Raw genomic sequence first — 16,833 nt, 5'->3', positions numbered from 1 at the left:
GGATGAATGTCACCAGCGGGGGGCCTATGGTTCGAGACGCCGCTGCGCGGCTCCTCACCATAAGGGGCTAAAAGTGAAGCGTCCCGCGAAGGGAAACGCTCACACGCCTTCCTCGTTGAACTTGTCTGCAACCAGCGCTGCGATCGCGTCGACCGCTTGTTGCGCCTCGGGACCGATCGCGGAGACCGTAACCGAGGTTCCAGGTCCCGCCGCCAGCATCATCAACCCCATGATCGAGGTGCCGCCGACGGTCTCGCTGCCGCGCGTCACCCAGACTTCGGCGTTGAAACGTTCAACCATCTGGACGAATTTGGCCGATGCCCGCGCGTGCAGGCCGCGCTTGTTGATGATCTGAAGTTCCCGCGAAACGGCGCCCGCGGGCACGCTCGGCCCGAGTTCCTTTTCGGGCGCGGCCTCGTCGCTCATTTGCCGGCGAGCACGCGGCTGGCGATGGTGACGTATTTGCGGCCGGCTTCCTGCGCCATCGCGATGGCGTCGGGAAGCGAGCGCTCTTCGCGCACCTTGGCAAGCTTGACCAGCATGGGAAGATTGATGCCTGCGAGCACTTCCACCTTTGGGCGGCTCATGCAGGAAATTGCGAGGTTGGAAGGCGTGCCGCCGAACATGTCGGTCAGGATGGCGACACCATCGCCGCTATCGACGCGATTCACCGCTTCGATGATATCGCTTCGACACAGATCGGAGTCGTCTTCGGCTCCAATCGTGATGGCTTCAATTTGTTTTTGCGGACCCATGACATGTTCGAGCGCCGCCTTGAACTCGTCGGCAAGGCGCCCATGGGTCACAAGCACTAGACCAATCATCGGAAACTCCTCGCGGGTGCTTTTTGGTGCACCGCACGAACGCGCCACTTTGACCATCCAGAGGCCCCGCGCAAGAGGGCATCTTGGCTATTGTTCCGGAATTTGCCGGTAAGAAGTGAGGCCTGCGCCGGTTTATTCGGTGGCGATAGTGGGGCTTATATGGTTACCAATCCCCTTCGAACAATCATCCAAAGGTTGGACGGAACCTGAACCGGCGGTTGTCGTCAGAGCGGCTGCAATCAGCGGGAGGGGATCATAGCCAGCTTCGACGGGAATTCGCGGTAATAAGACACCGTTCAGGCGGATGGAGAGCGCTTCTGGCGGCGGCAGCCGCTCGGCATCGCTGGCCGCGAGGTCGGCGACGAGGCCCACCACCGCCTCCCCAACAAAGTCGCAATGGCGAATGCCGAGGCCCCGGATCTCGATCAGCCCGGCCAATTCTCGCGCCGGGCGGACTAACAATTGTCCGGCGACTGTGTCGAGATGGACACGGTCATCGCCGACCAAAACGGCCTGCGGAAGCTGTCCGGCGCGTCCGGCGAGAATCAGATCGAAGGCTAGCCGCGACTTGCCGGCGCCTGAGGGCCCCCGGATCAGCACGGCGCGATCGCCCACCAGCACGGCGGAGGCGTGCACGCTCGCGCCCGCCGTCATGGCGCGGGCAGCCTGACCACGAACCGCGCGCCCGCCACACTCGGCTTGCCGTCGGGGCCGGCCGGGCCATGGCGGTTTTCCGCCCAGATCCGCCCATTATGCGCTTCGATAATCTGCTTGGAGATCGATAGGCCGAGACCTGAGTTCTGGCCAAAGCCCTGATGGGGACGGTCGGTGTAGAAGCGCTCGAAGATGCGTTCCAGCGCATCCTCGCCGATGCCCGGCCCATCGTCATCGACGATGATTTCGATCTCCGAGCGCGCGCGGCGGCAGGTGACGCGCACCTTCCCGCCGGGGGTGGAGAAGGATTGCGCATTGGACAACAGGTTGGAGATCACCTGTCCCAGCCGAGAATCGTGGCCCGGCACCGAGAACGTATCGGTGGCGCCGCGGCCCTCGAAGCGCGCCTCGACGGCGACGTCGTGGCCGAGCCGGGTTTCGTTGGCGACCGAGGTCAGCGTCGTCAGCAGGCGCCGCAGATCGACCGGCGCCATGTCCTGGCGCTGCAATTCGGCATCGAGGCGGCTGGCGTCTGAAATATCCGAGATCAGCCGGTCGAGCCGCTTGACGTCGTGCTCGATCACCTCGAGCAGGCGCGCGCGGCTGGTGTCGTTGCGTGCCAAAGGCAGCGTTTCCACCGCCGACCGCAGCGAGGTCAGCGGGTTCTTCAATTCATGGGCGACGTCGGCGGCGAACATCTCGATCGCCTCGATGCGGCTGTAGAGTGCGTTCGTCATGTCGCGCAGCGCGCCGGAGAGATGGCCGATCTCGTCGCGGCGGCGGGTGAAGTCCGGAATCTCGACGCGGGTCTGGATGCGGCGGCGAACGCGCTCGGCCCCATCGGCCAGACGCCGCACCGGACCCGCGATCGTGCTCGCGAGCAACAGCGACAGCACGATCATGACCGCGGAAGCGACACCGCCGACCTTCAGGATCGCCAGCCGCTCGGCGGTAACCATCTGGTCGATGTCGTCGCCTTGCGTCGAGAGCATCAGCGCACCGTGTACGGCACGGAAGCGTTGCACGGGGACCGCGACCGAAACGATCACCTCGCCGCGGTCGTTGACGCGCACCATGCTGCTTTTGACGCCGTCGAGCGCCTGCACGATTTCCTGATAGCCCTTGCCGTTCTCCGGGCCCAGTTCGCGATAGAGCGGCAAGTCGCCGCGATTGAGCCAAGTGCGGGTCGCGATCAGCGCGCGTTCGACGAAGCCCGGCTTCTCGGTAGAAGGTGGCGGCAGTTCGAATCGCAATACGTCGCCGCGGCCATAAAGACTGCGGCTGTCGAGGATCATGCCGCCGTCGCCGCCATAGATGCGGGCGCGGGTCTTGGTCGGCGAGATCAGCCGTCGCAGCACCGGCGCAACCCGCTCCGGATTGATCGGAAAATCGAGGCCTGAGGATTCGTCCGGCGCGCCGTAACTTTCGCCGGGCTTTAAATCGAGCAGCCGGTCCGGATCGATGGTGATGGTGTTGGTTTCAACCGTAGCGGAGGCGGCAATCGCGCCGGCGATGATTTCAGCCTGCACCAGAAGGCTCTGCGCCCGCGCATCGATCAGGCCGGCACGAAACTGCGAGAGATAGAGAATACTCGCCACCAGCGCGACGAGGCCCGCCAGATTGAGCGAGACGATCCGGCGCGTGAGGCTGGAGAAGGAGAGCGCGAAGAAGAATTGCCCGGCCCGGCGCAGCCAGCCGAGCGGTCGCCGCCAGCCCTTCTCGCCCACATTATCGTCGGCAACGCGTTCCCGATCGAGGAACTGCAAAGCATCCTCGTGGTTCAGGCTGGGATCGGGCTGCGTTCGATCTAGCAATGGCTGAACTGCCGGTTGTGATGCGCCGATTTCTAGCTCTACGCTTTTACGCCGAACGGGCGGATGTGTCAGTCAACACTTCCGCCCGGAAAACGCAGATCAGGCTTCCTTGAAGCGATAGCCGACGCCGTACAGCGTCTCGATCATCTCGAAATCGTCATCGACCACCTTGAACTTCTTGCGCAGCCGCTTGATGTGGCTGTCAATGGTGCGGTCGTCGACATAGACCTGGTCGTCATAGGCCGCGTCCATCAGCGCGTTGCGGCTCTTCACCACACCGGGCCGCGTGGCCAGCGCCTGCAAGATCAAGAACTCCGTCACCGTCAGTGTCACCGGCTCGTTCTTCCAGGTGCAGGTGTGACGCTCCGGGTCCATCCGCAACAGGCCGCGGTCTAGCGCGCGTGCATCCGGCTCCTTCGGAACAGCGGTCGGATCCTTGGGCTGGCCGCGGCGAAGCACGGCCTTGACCCGCTCGACCAAGAGGCGTTGCGAGAACGGCTTACGGATGAAATCGTCGGCGCCCATTTTGAGGCCGAACAATTCGTCGATCTCTTCATCTTTCGAAGTTAAGAAGATCACCGGCAGATCGGACTTTTGCCGCAACCGGCGTAGCGTCTCCATGCCGTCCATGCGCGGCATCTTGATATCGAGGATCGCAAGGTCCGGCGGCGAGGTGCGGAACCCGTCCAGCGCCGAGGCACCATCCGTATAGGTCATGATGCGATAGCCTTCGGCTTCGAGCGCGATCGATACGGAAGTGAGAATGTTGCGGTCATCATCGACCAAGGCGATTGTGGGCATGAGCCTCTGCTTTCGAATAAGAGTGGCTTAAACGGCGGGCAGTTCAGCCAGACGCCGCATAAATGGACTTCGTACACGGTCAACGAGCAATGCAAGCTGGGCTGAAGTGTGACCGAGTTCCGCAAAACGCTCCCAAGGAGACGCGAGGCCCCCCATATAGCACCCTGACCATCTGAGAAAAGGCCCTTTTTTGCAATAAGATGGCCGGAAAGGAACCATGCAGCCGATCGCAGATTATGATGCTTCCAAACTCGCCCGTTCGCTATTGCGGCGCTGTCGGCAGGGCGCGCTGGCCACGCTTATGCCCAAAACCGGCGATCCCTATTGCTCGCTAGTGAACGTCGCCAGCCACTCAGATGCGTCGCCGATTCTACTGCTTTCGCGGCTGGCGCTGCACACGAAGAATATTCTCGGCGACAGCAGGGTATCGTTGATGCTGGATGAGCGCGCCGTCGGCGATCCTTTGGAGGGCGCGCGGATCATGCTGGCGGGCCGGGCCGAGGAGGCCCAAGGGGAAGCTGCGAAAATCCTGCGCCGGCGCTATCTCAACGCTCATCCATCAGCGGAAGCGTTTGTGGATTTCAAGGACTTTTCGTTCTTCCGGATCGTCCCGTCAGGCTTGCATCTGGTCGCCGGTTTCGGCCGCATCATCGACCTCAGGCCCGAGCAGTTCATGACCGAGATCGGCGATGCCGCCGATTTGCTGGAAGCCGAGCCGGGCGCCGTCGAGCATATGAACGAGGATCACCGCGAGGCAATGAACCTCTACGCGACCAAACTGCTGGGCGCCGAGTCCGCGGACTGGCGCTGCGCCGGTTGCGACCCGGACGGCATGGACATGCAAGCTGATAGCGCGACGCTGCGGCTGGATTTCCCGGACCGGGTCACCAATGGCACGGAGCTGCGCAAGATGCTGGTGCGGCTGGCCGGCGAGGCGCGGGCGAAGGGTTAACGCTTATTGTCATTGAGCGCGGATTGAACGGGTGCGGACGTTTCCGCGACCTAAGGCATGTCCGAGCAAATGTGACCCGCGAAAGCCCGCATGAAATCTCGCAATCGATTGATATTTTGCGTGTGTCTGGCGCTGTTGTCGGGCACATGCCTCTCTGCGCCATCGCTGGCGCAAAAAGGCGATGTCGCCGCGCTCAGCTCCACAATCAGGGAGCTTGGCCGCGCCGGAAAATACGCGGAAGCCGTCGCGCTGGCACAGGGACAGGTCGAAAGCCTCGAGAAAAAATTCGGTCCGGCGCATCGCGATGTCGGCGCGGCGCTAAACAATCTGGCGGAGGCCTACGGCAACCAGGGCAGGGATAGCGAGGCCGAGCCGCTGTTCAAGCGGGCCATTGCGATCCTGGAGAAGGCGGTGGGGAGCGACTCGCCGGAGGTTGCTGCTATGTTGAACAATCTGGCCGCGCTGTATCAGCGGCAGCAGCGCTATGCTGACGCCGAGCCGTTGTTCAAGCGCGCGCTGGCGGTGCGCGAAAGATCGCTGCCATCAGGCCATGCGGACCTCGGTCAATCCCTGAACAATCTGGCGACGCACTACGAAAAGCTCGGCCGTCATGGCGATTCTGAGCCGTTGTTCAGAAAGGCGTTGGCGATTTACGAGAAAGCGGCAGGCCCCGAGCATCCCGCGGTGGCGACGCTCTTGAACAATCTCGGCCAGGTCACGAAGGTCCAGCGCCGCTATGCCGAAGCCGAGCCGCTGATCCGGCGGTCGCTCGCGATCCGCGAAAAAGTGCTGGGCCGCGAGCATCCGGATGTGGCGCGCTCCCTGAACAATCTCGCCGACCTCTATGAGCGGCAGGGCCGTTATGCCGAGGCGCAGCCGCTGTTCGAGCGGGCGCTGGCCATCCGCGAGCGTGCCGTCGGCCCGGACCATCCCGATACCGCGACGTCGACCAACAATCTGGCGTCGTTCTATCAGGCGGCGGGCCGTCCCGGCGACGCGCTGCCGCTGGTGCAGCGGCTGATCGGAAACGGACGCGCGCAACCCCGCGCGGCCCTTCCGGTCCTGGCAGACGCGGAGCGACAGCAATTGATGCCGCGCGACAGGGCGGTGAACGATATGCTCAACGTGATCCAGCGCGGCAATCAGTCATCGGCTGCCTCGGCCGTGAACAAGCTTGCGGTGCGGCTCGCCGCAGGAAGCGATCGCCTCGCAGAGCTGGTGCGCCGGGATCAGGATCTCGCCGCTGAGGCGGACGCGCTGGACAAGTCGATCGTCGCAGCCGTCTCGAAGGAGCGGTCAAAGCGCGACGCTGCCTCCGAGCAGCGCGCCCGCGCCCGCCTTGCCGCTATTTCGATCGAACGGGCATCGTTGCAAAAGATATTGTCCGCGGAATTTCCCGACTACGCCGCATTGTCAAATCCATCGCCGATGACGGTGAAGGAGATTCAATCGCTGTTGTCGGAAAACGAGGCGATGGTGCTGTTCGCGGTCACCGAAGTGGAAAGCTACGTCATCGCGATCACCCGCGAGAGCTTTGACTGGAAGCCGATCCCGCGCGGGGCGGAAGCGTTGTCGCAGAAGATCGCTGGGTTCCGCCGCGGGCTCGATCTCGGCAAGGCAAGCGATGCTTCGGGAAAATCCGGTCTGTTCGATCTGGCGCGCGCCAATGAGCTGTATGAGACGCTGCTTGCGCCGGTCGATGCGTTGATCAAGGACAAGCTGTCGCTTCTGGTGGTGGCGTCGGGTGCGTTGACGGCGCTGCCGTTCCATCTGCTGGTGACCGAAAGGCCGAAGGCCGCCATCCCGGAGACATTCGAGGGCTATCGTGACGCAGCCTGGTTGTTGAAGCGCCAGGCGGTCTCAATATTGCCGTCTGCCGCGAGCCTGAAAGCGCTGCGCGTGTTTGCGCGCAAAGAGCAAAGCACCAAGCCGATGACCGGCTTTGGCGATCCCGTTTTCAACCCCGGTGCGAAACCCGCTGATGGCAATCGCCCCACCAGGACAGCCGCGCGCAGTCTTGCGACCGGCGCCTACACCGATTTCTGGCAGGGTGCCGGCATCGATCGCGCGCGTCTGGCGGATGCCTTGCCGCAATTGCCCGACACCGCCGACGAATTGAACGCAATTGCCAAGAACCTCGCCGTCGCGGCTGCCGACATTCATCTCGGCGAAGATGCCAGCGAAACCACGCTCAAGCGCACACAGCTCGCCGATTACGGCATCGTCTATTTCGCCACCCATGGTCTCGTCGCCGGCGACGTCAAAGGGCTTGCCGAACCGTCGCTGGTGTTGAGCATTCCGAAACAGCCGTCGGAGTTCGATGACGGCCTGCTCACCGCGAGCGAAGTCGCGCAGTTGAGGCTCAACGCCGATTGGGTGGTGCTATCAGCCTGCAATACGATCGCCGGCGACAAGCCCGGCGCCGAAGCGCTCTCGGGCCTTGCGCGATCGTTCTTCTATGCAGGTGCGCGGGCGCTGTTGGTCTCGCATTGGGCGGTCAATTCGGAAGCTGCCACCCGGCTTTCGATTTCGACCTTCGACCGCATGAAGGCCGATCCCAAATTAGGCCGCGCTCAAGCGTTGCGTCAGGCAATGCTAGCTTATCTCAACGATACGTCCTCACCGCGCAATGCCTATCCCGCGTTCTGGGCGCCGTTTGCGCTGATCGGAGAGAGTGCTGCGCACTGAACGATACCAATTGTGCGGCGCAGCATTCTCTGCGGGGCGAGCCAGCGCCTGATGGTCGCGCAACCATGATAGGCAAACGGCTAAAAGCAGTGCAGCAAGCGATTGATGCAAATCACCTTCCGCGCTGGAATAAACCAAATCGCGTGGATCGGCTTGGCAAGCACGGCGTTCATCAATATAGGTCGCCGCACCGAGGCCGGAAGGCTATATTCAGGGTTCACCGCGACAGCACGCGTCTAGCGACATGCGCGCGCTTCGAGTAACGCGGGTTCGAGGAGGATTTTCTTCGTGCAAGAGACGGGTCTACGCAACGGTGCCTTCGGTGCCGACAAGTTCGGCTTAAAAAATCTCAAGACGGTGCACTGGAATCTCGGCGCGCCGCAGCTTTATCAATATTCACTCGCGGCCGGCGAAGCGGTGTTGTCGGCCGACGGCGCGCTGTGCGCGGACACCGGTGAATTCACCGGCCGCAGTCCCAAGGACAAGTTCACGGTCCGCGATGCGACCACCGATAAGAACATGTGGTGGGCCGGCAACCAGTCGATCACCTCGGATCAGTTCGCCGCGCTCTATGCCGACTTCCTCAAGCATGCGGAAGGCATGACGCTGTTCGCGCAGGATCTTTACGGCGGCGCCGATCCGAGCTTCCAGATCAAGACCCGCGTCTTCACCGAACTCGCCTGGCACTCGCTGTTCATCCGCACGCTCTTGATCCGGCCTGAAGCTTCGGCGCTCCGCGATTTCGTGCCCGAACTCACCATCATCGACCTGCCGAGTTTCCGCGCCGATCCTAAACGTCACGGCGTGCGCTCGGAGAACGTCGTCGCGATCGATTTCGCCCGCAAGATCGTCCTGATCGGCGGGTCTTATTATGCCGGCGAGATGAAGAAGTCGGTCTTCACCACGCTGAATTATTACCTGCCCGCCAAGGGCGTGCTGCCGATGCACTGCTCGGCCAATGTCGGCCCCAAGGGCGACACCGCGATTTTCTTTGGCCTGTCCGGTACCGGAAAAACCACGCTGTCGGCCGATCCCAACCGCACGCTGATCGGCGACGACGAGCACGGCTGGGGCAATGACGGCGTCTTCAATTTCGAAGGCGGCTGCTACGCCAAGTGCATCAAGCTGTCGAAGGAAGCCGAGCCGCAGATCTTCGCCGCCAGCAGCCGCTTCGGCGCCGTGCTCGAGAATGTGGTGCTCGACGAAGATACCCGCGTGCCTGACTTCGATGACGGTTCGAAGACCGAAAACACCCGTTCGGCCTACCCGCTCGACTTCATCCCGAACGCTTCGCGCACCGGCCGCGCCGGCCAGCCGAAGAATGTCGTGATGCTGGCCGCGGACGCTTTCGGCGTATTGCCGCCGATTGCAAAGCTCTCGCCGGCGCAGGCGATGTATCATTTCCTGTCCGGCTATACCGCCAAGGTCGCGGGCACCGAACGGGGTCTCGGCAATGAGCCGCAGCCGGAATTCTCCACCTGCTTCGGCTCGCCGTTCCTGCCGCTCGATCCCTCCGTCTACGGCAACATGCTGCGCGAGCTGATCGCCAGGCACAATGTCGATTGCTGGCTGGTCAACACCGGCTGGACCGGCGGCAAATACGGCATCGGCAGCCGCATGCCGATCAAGGTGACGCGCGCGCTGCTGACCGCGGCGCTTGATGGTTCGTTGCGCAATGTCGAATTCCGCACCGACAAGTATTTCGGCTTCGCGGTGCCCACCGCGCTGCCTGGTGTTCCCAGCGAGATCCTCAATCCGGTCAACACCTGGAAGGACAAGGCCGAGTTCGACAAGACCGCGCGTAGCCTGGTCGGCATGTTCCAGAAGAACTTTGCCAAGTTCGAAGCCCAGGTCGACGCCGAAGTCCGCGCCGCCGCGCCGGATCTGAAACTCGCGGCGGAGTAAGGCTCACACGCAATCAACTGCTCTAAAGGGCGGCTTCATGGGCCGCCCTTTTTGCTTTTCCGACGAATTTGGCTGTTGTCCGGAAAGACCGCGTTGCTGGGCGTGCGGCGATCGGCGATCTGCAGGCCGAACAGGCTGCTGATCAATTCGACCGCAACGCGCGCGGTGCGGCCGCGTTCGTCGAGGAACGGGTTCAGCTCGACGACGTCAACTGATCGCACCAGACCGGAATCGTGCAGCAACTCCATGATGAGATGCGCTTCGCGATAGGTCGCGCCGCCCGGTACCGTGGTGCCGACCCCGGGGGCGACCGCAGGATCGAGAAAATCGACATCGAAGCTTAAATGCAGCACCCCGTTGCTTGCCCTGACGCGCTCGATCACGCGCCGGATCAGGACGCCGACTCCGAACTCGTCGATCGCGCGCATGTCGGCGATCGCGACGCGGCGGTCAAACACCAGCTTCTTCTCCAGCGGATCGATCGAGCGGATGCCGAACAGATCAAGCCGCTCGGGACCGATCGAGGCGCGGGGCACGTTGCCGAGCAGGCCCTCGAGGCCGTCCTCGCCGCAGAGAAAGGCCGCCGACATGCCGTGCATGTTGCCGGTCTCGGTTGTCTGCGGCGTATTGTAGTCGGCATGCGCATCGAGCCACAGCACGAACAACGGCCGGCCCTGTTCCTGCCAGTAGCGTGCGACGCCGTTCACCGATCCCATCGAGAGCGAGTGATCGCCGCCCATGAAGATCGGAACGGCGCCGGATTGCGCGAGCAAATACGAACGCTCGCTGAGCGCGCGGATCCAGGTTTTGATCACGTCGTAATACTTGGCGTTCGCCGGCGGCGGACCCTCGGAGGGGGCAATGGCCGGCGTCGGCATGTCGCCATGATCTTCGACGGCAAACCCGAGTTGATCGAGTATGCGGCCGATGCCTGCGGTGCGCAGCGCCGCCGGTCCCATCAGCGTGCCGGCCTGCGAGGCGCCGATCTCGAGGGGGACACCGAGCAGAGCGATGCGGGGAACATTGGCGTCGGACATGCAGGCCACCTTTCGATGAATCGCAGGGTGCAAAGCGCGAGCCGCCGGTGCCTCCCCACCTTCTGTCAGACCTCATCCTGAGGAGCCGCGTAGCGGCGTCTCGAAGGATGAATGGCACAAGCGGGGGCCTCGTGGTTCGAGACGGCGCTGACGCGCCTCCTCACCATGAGGGCCTAAAGAGACCCGGTGCTCACGCCTTGAAATAGGCGATTTGCGTCGTGGTTGCGAGGAGGCGCCCCGACGGCGACCACAATTCGCCGTGCTGGTCGCCGTAACTCCTGTGGAAAATTCTGGCGTCGGCCACCGCCAGCACATGGGTGATGTCCTCGGCCGCCAGTTCTTCCGATGCGGTATGAAAATACGTCGTGAGCGACACCGTGCCGAATGGAACCAGTTCGCGGCGAGCCAGGAAAATCCGTCCGAAGAACGCGTCCGACATCGACATCAGCGACAGCATGTCGACCTTCCGCGGCGTGCGGTCGCCGATCCATTGTTTGGAGAATGCATCGAGCGGTGTCGCGGCAGGCGAGCCGTAGAAACTCGGCTCGCCCTCGACAAATCGGAAATCGTACTGGTGCGTCCAGGTCATCGGCGTGTTCGGGAACGAACGTGCCTGCTCAAACGGCTTAGCGCCCGGAAATTTTGCCTGCTGATGCGACCAGGACGGACGGCGCTCGGCGAACACCGCGGCCGCCAGCGTCGCGACGTCGCCGCCGCCCTGCGTCATCTCCACGCACCAATGCTGGCTCGAGCGGTTGCCCTTCGCCAGGCGCACGTCGAGATCGAAGCCGCCCTCCGCGATCGGTGCGCAGAAATTCACCGTGAGCGACAACGGATCGCCGGCACGCTGCGGATGCTCCATCAGCGCGCGCAGGATGGTGGCGGCCGTGCAGCCGCCGAACGGGCCGACAAAGGCCCAATAGTCCGGGCTGGTCCTGCCTTGCCAGCAGCTATCGCCGGCGGTGACCCGCGTGGCATCGTCGAATAGGTGTGGGGCTTTGGTAAGCATTGATACTCTTCGATCTTCAGAGGCGCGACGCAGTTGCCGCACACGCCGTCATTGCGAGCGGCGCGAAGCAATCCATCGCGCCGCAAGCGGAGGAATGGATTGCTTCGTCGCTTCCGCTCCTCGCAATGACGTGGATGCAGTATCGCGATTATTCAGCCGAATTCAATGACGCCAGAGGTAATGCCTTTTCCGTTCGCCGAAATTACCGCGTCGCTTCGCGCTGCGCCCCCGCTTCCGACACCACCGCAGCCGCCCGCACCGGGACGTTCCAGATCTCCTCGGCATATTCGCGGATGGTGCGGTCGGAGGAGAACCACGGCATCCGCGCGACATTGAGGATCGAGGCGCGGGTCCAGGCCGGCACCACGTTCCAGCGCGCGTCGATGCCGCGCTGCGCCTCGTAATACGAATCGAAATCGGCCGAGACCATGTAGTGGTCGAGATAGCGCAGCGCGTGGCCGATCGAGGCAAAGCGGGCGCGATCGTCGGGCGAGAAGGCGCCGCTCTCGATTGCGGTAATGGCTCGCGCCAGCCGCGGCGAGCGGCTGATCACATCGGTCGCATCCAGGCCCTGCTTGCGCCGAACCATGACATCGCCGGCCTCCATGCCGAAGATCGCGATGTTCTCCGCGCCGACATGGTCACGGATTTCGATATTGGCGCCGTCGAGCGTGCCGATCGTCAGCGCGCCGTTCAGCGCCAGCTTCATGTTACCGGTACCGGAGGCCTCCATGCCGGCGGTCGAAATCTGTTCGGATAGATCGGCGGCCGGAATGATCACTTCGGCGAGGCTGACATTGTAGTCGGCGAGAAAGACGACCTTCAGCCTTCCTGCGACATCAGGGTCGTTGTTGACGACTTCGGCAACATCGTTGATGAGCTTGATGATCAGCTTGGCGTAGCGATAGCTGGCCGCCGCCTTACCGGCGAAGATTTTTACGCGCGGCACCCAGTCGCGCTGCGGCTCGTCTTTGATCGCCTGGTACAGCGCAATGGTCTCGACGACATTGAGCAATTGCCGCTTGTACTCGTGGATGCGCTTGATCTGGATGTCGAACAGTGCCGACGGATCGATCTTGACGCCACGGCGCTCGTTGATGAGCCGTGCCAGCGCCAGCTTGTTGTGATGCTTGACCTCGCGAAAGCGCTGCTGGAACGCATTGTCGCTGGCGCGGGCCTCAAGGCGCTGGAACAGCGAGAAATCGTCGAGCACGGCTTCGCCGCAGACCTCGCGCATAAGGCCAGTGAGCTTTGGGTTGGCCAGCATCAGCCAGCGGCGGAAGGTGATGCCGTTGGTCTTGTTGGTGATGCGGCCGGGATAGAGATGATTGAGATCGTGGAACACGGTCTCCTTCATCAGGTCGGAGTGCATCGCGGACACGCCGTTGATGCGGTGCGAACCGACGAAGGCGAGCTGCCCCATGCGCACGCGACGTCCGGATTTCTCGTCGATCAACGACACCGACGCGCGATATTCGATGTCGCCCGGACAACGCTGATCAGCCAGCGCCAGATGCGCGGCATTGATGCGGTAGATGATTTCGAGGTGCCGCGGCAGCAGCCGCTCGAACAGTTCGACCGGCCAGGTCTCCAGCGCTTCCGGCAGCAGCGTGTGATTGGTGTAGGACAGCGTCGCCACCGTGATCTTCCACGCCTCGTCCCAGCGGAAATTGTGCAGATCGACCAGGATGCGCATCAGCTCGGTGACGGCAAGGCTCGGATGGGTGTCGTTGAGCTGCACCGCGACCTTGGACGCCAAGCTGCGCAACTGCCCGTCGGAGGCGAGGTGCCGCTTGACCAGGTCCTGCAGCGAGGCCGAGACGAAGAAATATTCCTGCCGTAGCCGCAGTTCGCGGCCCGCCGGGCTCTCGTCGTTCGGGTAGAGGAATTTGCAGATCGATTCCGCGCGCGCTTCCTCGGCGACGGCGCCGAGGTAGTCGCCGGTGTTGAAGACGTCGAGCCGCAGCGGGTCGGGCGAGCGCGCCGACCACAGCCGCAGCGCGTTCACATGCTGGCCGCGCCAGCCCACGATCGGCGTGTCATAGGCGACGGCCTGCACGGTTTCCGCCGGGCGCCACGTCGCGCGGTCGCGCCCGCCGTCGTCGACATGATCGACAAAACCGCCGAAATGAATGTGATAGACCACCTCCGCCCGCAGGAATTCCCAGGGGTTGCCGAAGCTCAGCCATTCGTCCGGATATTCCTGCTGCCAACCCTGCGAAATGATCTGGCGGAACAGGCCGAAATCGTAGCGGATGCCGTATCCGATAGCTGGAATCGCGAGCGTGGCCATGCTTTCCATGAAGCACGCCGCAAGCCGCCCGAGGCCGCCATTGCCGAGCGCTGCGTCCGGCTCGCATTTGCGCAAATCATCCAGGCCGACGCCGAGATCGCCGAGCGCCGCCTCGAATACCGGCAAGAGGCCCATATTGTTCAGCGCGTCGGTGAACAGACGGCCGATCAGGAATTCGAGCGAGAGATAATAGACCCGCTTGCTGCCCGCATCATAGCTTTCCTTCTCGGCCGTCAGCCAGCGGTGCACGATACGGTCGCGCAACGCCAGCGCCGCCGCCTTGTACCAGTCGCGCCTCGTGGCCATGCCGGCGTCCTTGCCGATCGCAAGGCGGAGCTTGGCAAGGATCGCGCCCTTGATTTCGGCAAGCGCGAGTTCATCGACCGGCTGGCCAAGTGCCGGATAGTTCCCTGGGATTTGTTCCTGCAATACGTCGATCCCTGCGTTGAGAGTCACAACGAACATACGCGCCTTGTCCGGCAATCGAAACGCCGGAGAACGCGGGAGTGTGTTGTGCACTGCGCTGGTATGATTTTATGCAAAGACCGGGCCGATTTCGCGGCACCGGCGGCCCGCCTTTGGTGTTATGATTGAAGTACGAAAGTCAAGAGATCGCCAGGATTTTGGTAACGGGTGCTCGTGCGCGGGAAGGACACGCGTGCCGTCAGAACGGGAGGCCTGCCATGAGATTGACGATCGAGATCGCCGCCACTGCGTTGTTGGTCGTCTGCTTGAGTGCGACCAGCGCAGCCTTTGCCGCGGGCAAGTCCGGCAAGAGCGCCGACGGTCTGGGTTGTTCCTTCAGCGTCGCGAAGGGCGCTTCACCCGCGGCGCGCTGTGCCGCTATCAAGCGCCAGTGCGGCGGAAAATTCTACGCCAATTACTGCGGCGACAAGCTGTTGTCGGCGATGTGAAGGATTGGCTCCAGACGGTTCAAGCCATGGTGCCGTCCCACGCTTCGCTTTTCTCGGCAAGCCCGCGGTAGCGGAGATAGAGCTTTTGCAGCAGCTCGAAATGCAAGGCGGACGAAATCTCATCGAGAGGCGTGACAAGCAAGGCCCGATCGTCACTGTCGAGAGTGGATACGATCGCATTCGCCCTATCTATCGCGTCGGCTGCTTCCAGCAACAGCGTTCGGATCTGACTAGCTTGCGCCCCATTCATGATTCGCAATCCTCACGGCAAGCAGCCACAGAAGCAATCTTTGATAGGAGAAATTTCGAAGCAGGGCCAGAACAAATTAAGAACACTTTAGCAAGTGTTTGATATATCATTGTGATTCGGCATAACGCCGGCACAACATCTATGGCCATCCGAGTTTGCGAGGACTACATGTCCACCATCGCTTTCGATCAGTTCGCTCTCACCCGCATCGCCGATTTCGCGCGCTCGTTGTCGCGCCTGCATCAGGCCTCGCGCCGCCAGCTCGTCGACGACGACGCGATCGACCGCGAGTTCAATGCGGTCTGCATGTCGGTGTGGGGCTACAGTACGGATGATTTCAGCGATGAGCTGTTTTCGGTCGAGGACCATGCCTTTCTCGATTCGCTTGATGAGGCGCAGGCGCGGCTTTTTGCGGCCGAGCAAGGCTACGACCTCGTCGACGATCAGGGCATGCTGACGGACTGGTGGGGATATTGCTGGATGATTCTCGCCGAAAAGCGCGGCCTGCTGACGTCGGAAAATCGCGCCGCGGCGCGCGCGGCGATCGAGGAGAAATATCTGTCGGCGCCGAACGTGATCGGCGTCATCGTCGGGCGGTAGTGCTGGCGTCAGCTATGTGAATGCTGCGAGGCCGGGCCCACGCTACTTTGCATGGGGTTGTTTTCGCCATTTTTGGTTTGGGCCCTGCGGCGTATTGCGGGTGCCCTATCGCGCTTCCGCCCGCTTCGCCGCTTTCGGCGCGGCCGTCTTCGGCACCGAGGCGGTCGGCAGCTCGACATCGCGGCTCGCCTCGGGGAGCGGTGCGCCGCCCGCGACCGTTTCCGCGCTGACCGGTGCGACCTTCATTTCGCCGAGCCGGGCGCGGACATCTGCCGTGAGGCCGGGATAGGAGGCAACCGGCGTGAATTCTGCGATGTGGTCAGCACCCAGGCGCACGCCGGTATAGGCCACCAGGCCGTCGGTGGTGGCGACGACGTCGCCGGAGCGGAGCGAGGTATCGAGCGTGAGATCGACCGGGGCAAGCCCGGACGGGCTTCTGCCGTTGCAGGTGCAATCGGCACTTAGCGCCTTGCGATAGGCGTAGGCGTTCTCGCTGTCGGCATAGCGCTCGCCGTTACTGGCGGTCGCGCTGTCGATATTGCTGCCGTAAAACACCGTGGTGACGCTGGCCGGGCAGAACGCGTGGCAGGTCTGGACCGACGAGGAGTTGCCGCGCATGGTCAACGGAAAATATTTTCCGTCGCAGCTTCGCACGCAAAATGCAGGCCCGGAGCCGGCCACGCGCGGGGCCGGGGCGGGCGCTGGTGGCTGCTGATTGATGCCGAACGGATCGGCGAAGAAATTGGCTTGCGGTGGCGCTTGCCGCGTCTGCTGCTTCGGCGCGCCGCCGAACAGGAAATCGAACAGGCCTTCGGCGGAAACGCTGCCGGGCGCGAGCAGGAGAGAGCCCGAAAGGATCGCTGCGGCAACAAACGTCGCGCGGCGCCGCACGCGCGAAAAAGCCAGCTCTGTACGCAACGCCAACTCCACCCAACGCAACAAACGCGCTGAAGCGCGACGGCTTCAGTTCGGGTAACCTTAACGGCGGATGGTAAATGAGTGGTGAGCGGGGCGGGGCGGGCAAAAGAAATGCGGGCTCCTCTTCTCCCTCTCCCGCTTGCGGGGGAGGTCGACGCGCGCAGCGCGGCGGGT

Annotated in this window: 15 protein-coding genes; 5 read left to right on the top strand and 10 right to left on the bottom strand. The window is 62.9% G+C overall.

What is annotated here, in order from left to right; all coding sequences use genetic code 11:
* Positions 1 to 99 precede the first annotated feature (99 nt).
* From IVA95_RS03330 to IVA95_RS03310, 5 genes are all read right to left on the bottom strand, one after another.
* Complete coding sequence (locus IVA95_RS03330; protein ID WP_213251137.1) at positions 100 to 426, bottom strand: HPr family phosphocarrier protein; 327 nt, start codon at positions 424 to 426, stop codon at positions 100 to 102.
* A complete protein-coding gene (locus tag IVA95_RS03325) occupies positions 423 to 824 on the bottom strand; it encodes a PTS sugar transporter subunit IIA (protein WP_024339151.1) in 402 nt (133 codons plus the stop codon). The genes IVA95_RS03330 and IVA95_RS03325 overlap by 4 nt, the downstream gene beginning before the upstream one ends.
* Before the next feature lie 132 nt (positions 825 to 956).
* Complete coding sequence (locus IVA95_RS03320; RefSeq protein WP_247509202.1) at positions 957 to 1,478, bottom strand: HPr kinase/phosphatase C-terminal domain-containing protein; 522 nt, start codon at positions 1,476 to 1,478, stop codon at positions 957 to 959.
* Positions 1,475 to 3,292, bottom strand: a complete 1,818-nt coding sequence (locus IVA95_RS03315; RefSeq protein WP_276577689.1) for a sensor histidine kinase — start codon at positions 3,290 to 3,292, stop codon at positions 1,475 to 1,477. The genes IVA95_RS03320 and IVA95_RS03315 overlap by 4 nt, the downstream gene beginning before the upstream one ends.
* Before the next feature lie 99 nt (positions 3,293 to 3,391).
* Positions 3,392 to 4,093, bottom strand: a complete 702-nt coding sequence (locus IVA95_RS03310) for a response regulator transcription factor (RefSeq protein ID WP_027541437.1) — start codon at positions 4,091 to 4,093, stop codon at positions 3,392 to 3,394.
* A gap of 217 nt (positions 4,094 to 4,310) precedes the next feature.
* On the opposite strand from IVA95_RS03310, the gene IVA95_RS03305 reads away from it, so the two are divergent.
* The 3 genes from IVA95_RS03305 to IVA95_RS03295 all read left to right on the top strand — a co-directional run bounded on the left by IVA95_RS03305 (position 4,311) and on the right by IVA95_RS03295 (position 9,638).
* Positions 4,311 to 5,045 carry a DUF2470 domain-containing protein gene (locus tag IVA95_RS03305; protein ID WP_247509201.1) on the top strand — a complete coding sequence of 245 codons (735 nt, stop codon included), beginning with the start codon at positions 4,311 to 4,313 and terminating at the stop codon, positions 5,043 to 5,045.
* A 90-nt stretch (positions 5,046 to 5,135) separates the two neighbouring features.
* The gene (locus tag IVA95_RS03300) at positions 5,136 to 7,733 is read left to right on the top strand and encodes a CHAT domain-containing tetratricopeptide repeat protein (protein WP_247509200.1); all 2,598 of its coding nucleotides are present in this window, start codon (positions 5,136 to 5,138) and stop codon (positions 7,731 to 7,733) included.
* Between the two features lie 288 nt (positions 7,734 to 8,021).
* The gene (locus tag IVA95_RS03295) at positions 8,022 to 9,638 is read left to right on the top strand and encodes a phosphoenolpyruvate carboxykinase (protein ID WP_213251125.1); all 1,617 of its coding nucleotides are present in this window, start codon (positions 8,022 to 8,024) and stop codon (positions 9,636 to 9,638) included.
* A 35-nt stretch (positions 9,639 to 9,673) separates the two neighbouring features.
* Here the strand turns inward: IVA95_RS03295 and rocF are convergent, their stop codons facing one another.
* The 3 genes from rocF to IVA95_RS03280 all read right to left on the bottom strand — a co-directional run bounded on the left by rocF (position 9,674) and on the right by IVA95_RS03280 (position 14,442).
* Entirely contained in the window at positions 9,674 to 10,675 is a 1,002-nt protein-coding gene (rocF, locus tag IVA95_RS03290; protein ID WP_247509199.1) for an arginase, read from the bottom strand.
* Positions 10,676 to 10,865: 190 nt separating this feature from the next.
* Complete coding sequence (locus tag IVA95_RS03285; RefSeq protein WP_247509198.1) at positions 10,866 to 11,684, bottom strand: thioesterase family protein; 819 nt, start codon at positions 11,682 to 11,684, stop codon at positions 10,866 to 10,868.
* A 202-nt stretch (positions 11,685 to 11,886) separates the two neighbouring features.
* Positions 11,887 to 14,442: a glycogen/starch/alpha-glucan phosphorylase gene (locus tag IVA95_RS03280; protein WP_247509197.1), complete on the bottom strand. Its 2,556-nt coding sequence runs from the start codon at positions 14,440 to 14,442 to the stop codon at positions 11,887 to 11,889.
* A gap of 218 nt (positions 14,443 to 14,660) precedes the next feature.
* Here IVA95_RS03280 and IVA95_RS03275 point away from each other — a divergent pair, with 218 nt between their 5' ends.
* Positions 14,661 to 14,891, top strand: a complete 231-nt coding sequence (locus tag IVA95_RS03275) for a hypothetical protein (protein ID WP_247509196.1) — start codon at positions 14,661 to 14,663, stop codon at positions 14,889 to 14,891.
* Between the two features lie 19 nt (positions 14,892 to 14,910).
* On the opposite strand, the gene IVA95_RS03270 is transcribed toward IVA95_RS03275, so the two are convergent.
* Positions 14,911 to 15,141, bottom strand: coding sequence for a hypothetical protein (locus IVA95_RS03270; RefSeq protein WP_247509195.1), 231 nt, complete (start codon positions 15,139 to 15,141; stop codon positions 14,911 to 14,913).
* 168 nt (positions 15,142 to 15,309) lie between these two features.
* Between IVA95_RS03270 and IVA95_RS03265 the strand changes: the two genes are divergently transcribed.
* Positions 15,310 to 15,741 carry a hypothetical protein gene (locus tag IVA95_RS03265; RefSeq protein WP_247509194.1) on the top strand — a complete coding sequence of 144 codons (432 nt, stop codon included), beginning with the start codon at positions 15,310 to 15,312 and terminating at the stop codon, positions 15,739 to 15,741.
* A gap of 105 nt (positions 15,742 to 15,846) precedes the next feature.
* Here IVA95_RS03265 and IVA95_RS03260 read toward each other — a convergent pair whose 3' ends face one another.
* Positions 15,847 to 16,659 carry a DUF2865 domain-containing protein gene (locus IVA95_RS03260; protein WP_247509193.1) on the bottom strand — a complete coding sequence of 271 codons (813 nt, stop codon included), beginning with the start codon at positions 16,657 to 16,659 and terminating at the stop codon, positions 15,847 to 15,849.
* Positions 16,660 to 16,833: the final 174 nt, after the last annotated feature.

Source organism: Bradyrhizobium sp. 157, assembly GCF_023073815.1.
Lineage (GTDB): Bacteria > Pseudomonadota > Alphaproteobacteria > Rhizobiales > Xanthobacteraceae > Bradyrhizobium.
The sequence above is the reverse complement of the archived record's forward strand: the minus strand, read 5'-3'. Positions and strand labels throughout refer to the sequence as shown.

Bases quoted from the DNA above. Each gene is read 5' to 3' on its own strand.
- IVA95_RS03330 (WP_213251137.1), bottom strand. From the start codon at position 426: ATGAGCGACGAGGCCGCGCCCGAAAAGGAACTCGGGCCGAGCGTGCCC.
- IVA95_RS03325 (WP_024339151.1), bottom strand. From the start codon at position 824: ATGATTGGTCTAGTGCTTGTGACCCATGGGCGCCTTGCCGACGAGTTC.
- IVA95_RS03320 (WP_247509202.1), bottom strand. From the start codon at position 1,478: ATGACGGCGGGCGCGAGCGTGCACGCCTCCGCCGTGCTGGTGGGCGAT.
- IVA95_RS03310 (WP_027541437.1), bottom strand. From the start codon at position 4,093: ATGCCCACAATCGCCTTGGTCGATGATGACCGCAACATTCTCACTTCC.
- IVA95_RS03305 (WP_247509201.1), top strand. From the start codon at position 4,311: ATGCAGCCGATCGCAGATTATGATGCTTCCAAACTCGCCCGTTCGCTA.
- IVA95_RS03300 (WP_247509200.1), top strand. From the start codon at position 5,136: ATGAAATCTCGCAATCGATTGATATTTTGCGTGTGTCTGGCGCTGTTG.
- rocF (WP_247509199.1), bottom strand. From the start codon at position 10,675: ATGTCCGACGCCAATGTTCCCCGCATCGCTCTGCTCGGTGTCCCCCTC.
- IVA95_RS03285 (WP_247509198.1), bottom strand. From the start codon at position 11,684: ATGCTTACCAAAGCCCCACACCTATTCGACGATGCCACGCGGGTCACC.
- IVA95_RS03280 (WP_247509197.1), bottom strand. From the start codon at position 14,442: ATGTTCGTTGTGACTCTCAACGCAGGGATCGACGTATTGCAGGAACAA.
- IVA95_RS03275 (WP_247509196.1), top strand. From the start codon at position 14,661: ATGAGATTGACGATCGAGATCGCCGCCACTGCGTTGTTGGTCGTCTGC.
- IVA95_RS03270 (WP_247509195.1), bottom strand. From the start codon at position 15,141: ATGAATGGGGCGCAAGCTAGTCAGATCCGAACGCTGTTGCTGGAAGCA.
- IVA95_RS03265 (WP_247509194.1), top strand. From the start codon at position 15,310: ATGTCCACCATCGCTTTCGATCAGTTCGCTCTCACCCGCATCGCCGAT.